The organism is Polaromonas sp. P1_E1_2, assembly GCF_056406035.1.
Genome location: NZ_JBFUAZ010000376.1, coordinates 1 through 4,267 on the forward strand (window position 1 = coordinate 1; position 4,267 = coordinate 4,267).

At 61.5% G+C, this 4,267-nt stretch carries 6 protein-coding genes; 2 read left to right on the plus strand and 4 right to left on the minus strand.

Going from position 1 to position 4,267, the window contains the following annotated elements:
• Positions 1-656: tRNA dihydrouridine synthase (locus tag AC1D1P_RS15990; protein ID WP_477673653.1), on the minus strand; the 656-nt coding region annotated here is incomplete at its 3' end.
• A gap of 143 nt (positions 657-799) precedes the next feature.
• On the opposite strand from AC1D1P_RS15990, the gene AC1D1P_RS15995 reads away from it, so the two are divergent.
• Positions 800-1,282: a YqaA family protein gene (locus tag AC1D1P_RS15995; protein ID WP_457281043.1), complete on the plus strand. Its 483-nt coding sequence runs from the start codon at positions 800-802 to the stop codon at positions 1,280-1,282.
• A 27-nt stretch (positions 1,283-1,309) separates the two neighbouring features.
• Here AC1D1P_RS15995 and AC1D1P_RS16000 read toward each other — a convergent pair whose 3' ends face one another.
• The 3 genes from AC1D1P_RS16000 to ychF form a co-directional block, all read right to left on the minus strand.
• A complete protein-coding gene (locus AC1D1P_RS16000; RefSeq protein WP_477673654.1) occupies positions 1,310-2,047 on the minus strand; it encodes an rRNA pseudouridine synthase in 738 nt (245 codons plus the stop codon).
• Positions 2,048-2,088: 41 nt separating this feature from the next.
• Complete coding sequence (locus AC1D1P_RS16005; protein WP_457281045.1) at positions 2,089-2,445, minus strand: RidA family protein; 357 nt, start codon at positions 2,443-2,445, stop codon at positions 2,089-2,091.
• A 193-nt stretch (positions 2,446-2,638) separates the two neighbouring features.
• Positions 2,639-3,730 carry a redox-regulated ATPase YchF gene (gene ychF, locus AC1D1P_RS16010; protein WP_457281046.1) on the minus strand — a complete coding sequence of 364 codons (1,092 nt, stop codon included), beginning with the start codon at positions 3,728-3,730 and terminating at the stop codon, positions 2,639-2,641.
• 64 nt (positions 3,731-3,794) lie between these two features.
• On the opposite strand from ychF, the gene AC1D1P_RS16015 reads away from it, so the two are divergent.
• Positions 3,795-4,267: 7TMR-DISMED2 domain-containing protein (locus AC1D1P_RS16015; RefSeq protein WP_477673655.1), on the plus strand; the 473-nt coding region annotated here is incomplete at its 3' end.

A 4,267-nucleotide genomic window follows, 5' to 3' on the forward strand; every position in this document is an offset into this window, starting at 1 on the left:
GTATACGCCAGCACATCACGCGCTTTTTCAGGGCTGGTGATATCGCCGTTGGCTACCACCGGAATGCGCAGCGCGGCTTTCACGGCGGCAATTGTGTCGTACTCGGCATGGCCTTTGTAGCCCTGCTCGCGCGTGCGGCCGTGCACGGTGATCATCTGCACGCCGGCACTTTCGGCGGCACGGGCAATCGCCAGGGCGTTCTTTTCAGCCTGGCACCAGCCCGTGCGCATCTTGAGCGTGACCGGCACATTGCGCGGTGCGCAGGCGGCCACCACAGCATCCACGATCTGCAGCGCCAGGGGTTCGTCCTGCATCAGCGCCGAGCCCGCCCACTTGTTGCAGACCTTCTTGGCCGGGCAGCCCATGTTGATGTCGATGATCTGCGCGCCGCGGTCGATGTTGTAGGCGGCGGCCTCGGCCATCATCTGCGCGTCGGTACCGGCAATCTGCACGGCGATCGGTGCGGCCTCACCTTCGTGGTTCGCACGGCGCGAAGTCTTCAGCGTATCCCACAGGTCGCGGCGAGAGGTCACCATTTCGCTGACCGCATAGCCCGCACCGAGCTTCTTGCTGAGCTGGCGGAACGGCCTGTCCGTGACACCAGCCATGGGCGCGACAAACAGGTTGTTCGCCAAAGCGTAAGGGCCGATGTTCATGGGAAGTGAGCGCTGCGAGGTTGCTGAAAAAGGAGGCACGATTGTACCTGCCCAAAAATTCAGCAATTGAAATTTGCACACGGAGTTGTAAGCGTCTTCCTGACAGGGTGGCTGGCCCGTCATGCCTATACTCAAATAGATATATGGAAGCTTGGATTCACCGCCTGATAGAACTTTTGGCCCTGCCCGAATACGGCTTGAGCACGGTGTTTGTGGTTTCCTTCATCTCGGCCACGCTGTTGCCGCTGGGCTCGGAGCCGGTGGTCTTCGGCCTGGTCAAGCTCAACCCCGCCATGTTCTGGCCCGCTGTGCTGGTAGCAACTGCGGGCAACACGCTGGGCGGTGCGCTCGACTGGTGGATGGGTTACGGCGCCCACAAGGTGGTGGACAAATACCAGCATTCATCGCATCACGGCCGTGCGGTCCGATGGCTGGAGAAACTCGGCCCCAAGGCCTGCCTGCTGGCCTGGTTGCCGGTGGTCGGAGACCCGCTGTGCGCGGTCGCGGGTTGGCTCAAGTTTCCGTTCTGGCCCTGCCTGGCTTACATGGCGGTCGGTAAATTTTTGCGCTACTTTTTGATGACCGGCAGCCTGATCTGGGCCTTTCCCGGCGTGGTGACCGGATAGGCACCAGAAGAAGAATCAGAAGAAGGATCAGAAGCGTTCGTGTGGCAGCAGGTAGCGCCACTGACCGGGTTGCAGCTGGCTCATCGCCACACGGYCGATACGCAGCCGTTTCATGCCTAGCACCTGCAGGCCGACGCTCTCGCACATGTAGGCAATCTGCCCCGGGACTTCACCCTTGAGGGCAAAGCGCAAGCGCTTTTCACTTTGCCAGCTCACCTTGGCCGGCGGCAACAAAACACCCTTGAAGGTAAACCCGTGGTCCACCCGGTTCAGCCGGTCCAGCCCGCCGGGTTTGATGTCACCGCTGACATCGACGATCACTTCGTGTTCCATCACGCGGGCATCTTCACGCAGCTTGCGCACCACGCGCCAGTCCTGCGTCAGCACGACCAATCCGCTGGCAGGTGTTGCCAGCGGCGTCACCAGTTCCACCGTGGAGAAATGCTTCTTGAGCGGCCGGATGCCAGAGCGGTCGTCAGGCGATTGTGTGGAGGCCGACAGCAACCGGGCCACCTGCGCCGCGCCGCCATCGGAACTCGCGTCCTGGCCAGCCGGCTTGTGCAGCAGCAAAGTCACCGGTGTCATCGCCAGCAGGCTCGCATCCTTGTCAAGCACGATGGCCTGGCCCGACACCCGGAACTGGGGCTCTTCGACAGTCACCCCGTCAACAGTGACCCAGCCGCCTTCGATGTACTGCTCGGCTTCGCGGCGTGAACAGGACAGCATTTCAGCCAGGCGTTTGGCAAGGCGAACGGGTTCTGTCATCGCGGCGTGGCCTTTATGGCGGGTCAAGCGTGGATGAGAAATCAGCCTTGGGCCGCCACCACACCGATTTCCACGTGGTACTGCGGCGCCGCCAGGCGCGGGCTCATGACCGTGGCACGTGCGGGCGTGGCGCCGGGCACCACCCAGGTTTCCCAGGCACGGTTCATTTCACCGAAGCTGTCCATATCGGTCAACCAGATGGTGGCGCTGAGCAGAAGCGACTTGTCGCTGCCGGCTGCTGCCAACAGGCGGTCAATATTGGCCAGGATGCTGAGGGTCTGTTCGTATACGCCGGAGCCGGCGTCGTTGCCGGCCACCTGGCCTGCCAGGTAAACGGTTTTGTTATGGATAACGGCCTGGGACATGCGTGGGCCGGTTTCGATGCGCTGGATGGACATGGTGTTCTCTTTCTTTCTCAAAGCGAGGGTTTCGGGGGGGATGGCCTGCTCTGGCAAGCCGGTAACGGGGCCGCCACCCGATGGTGCGGATCGTTCGTGAGGTATTGTGGCGCGACTTCTTCCATGATGCCGCCACCGTGATGTCCAGGCCTCGCAGTAAATCGGCCCCAGGTTACCCGGGGGCCCTGGCAACTCAGCTGCTGAACAGGAAGTTCATCACGTCGCCATCCTTGACGACGTATTCCTTGCCTTCACTGCGCATCTTGCCGGCATCTTTGGCGCCCTGCTCGCCTTTGTAGGCGATGAAATCGGCAAACGCAATCGTCTGGGCGCGGATGTAGCCCTTTTCAAAATCGGTGTGAATGACGCCCGCGGCTTGCGGACCGGTGTCGCCCACGTGGATGGTCCAGGCGCGCACTTCCTTCACGCCCGCGGTGAAATAGGTCTGCAGGCCCAGCAGCTTGTATGCCGCCAGGATGAGGCGGTTGAGCCCCGGCTCATCCTGGCCGATCTCCGCGAGGAACATCTTTTTGTCCTCTTCCTCCATGTCGGCCATCTCGGCTTCCATCTTGGCGCAGATCGCCACGACCGGCGCCTTTTGCTCTGCCGCGTAAGCCTTGAGGCGGTCCAGGAAGGGGTTGTTCTCAAAACCGTCCTCGGCCACGTTGGCCACAAACATGGCCGGCTTGGCGGTGATCAGGAAAAACTGGCCGAGCAGCGGCAGTTCCTCCTTGCTGAAGTCCACAGTGCGCACCGGTTTGCCTTCATTGAGCGCGGCCTGGCATTTCTCCAGGATGGCAACCAGCTTGACAGACTCCTTGTCGCCCGAGCGGGCCGTCTTGGTCACGCGGTGCAGGGCTTTTTCAACTGCTGCCAGGTCGGCCAGACAAAGCTCCGTCTGGATGACTTCGATGTCGGAAATCGGGTCCACCTTGCCGGCAACGTGGATCACGTTGTCATCTTCAAAGCAACGCACCACATTGACTGTGGCGTCGGTTTCGCGGATATGGGCCAGGAACTTGTTGCCCAGTCCCTCGCCCGTACTGGCGCCCGCCACCAGGCCTGCAATGTCCACAAACTCGACGATCGCCGGAACAATGCGTTCAGGCTTGACGATTTCAGCCAATTGCGCCAACCTCGGGTCGGGCACTTCCACGATGCCAACATTGGGCTCAATGGTGCAAAAGGGGTAGTTTTCAGCCGCGATCCCCGCTTTGGTCAACGCATTGAAAAGGGTGGATTTACCGACGTTAGGCAAGCCTACAATGCCGCACTTCAAACTCATGAGAAACCTTCAAAAACAGGCTGAGAAGTGTATTCGATGCGCGCCCGGCCGGGGTTGGAGCGCTTTGTGGCAGGCATTCGCCATCTTTGTGGTGGCCGGTTTTTTGGGTGCTCTGGCGCATCCTGCGCAGGCCCAGCCCATCGTGGCTTTAAACGACGCCAAGCCGACCCTGGACGTGGCAGCGGCGAGTTTGACATGGATTGACAGCGACGGCCAGGCCGGCATCGACCAATTGGCCGGCGGCCATCCAGGGGCCTTGTTCGTCTCCTCGGTTGCCGATACGGTGCATTCGCTTGGCCCGCACGCGGCGCTCTGGCTGCATTACCGTTTTGCCAGGTCATCCGGCTCGCGCCAGGACTGGTTGCTTGAGTTTCCCCTGCCCCTGCTGGACCTGGCGACGGTGTACCAGCGTGCACCGTCGGGAGGGTGGATTGCCGAAACTGCCGGGGACACCGTGCCTGTCTCCAGCTGGCCGGAACCCGGCCGTTACGGGCATTTCCGCCTGAACCTGCCGGACAACGGCGTGCATGACGTGTA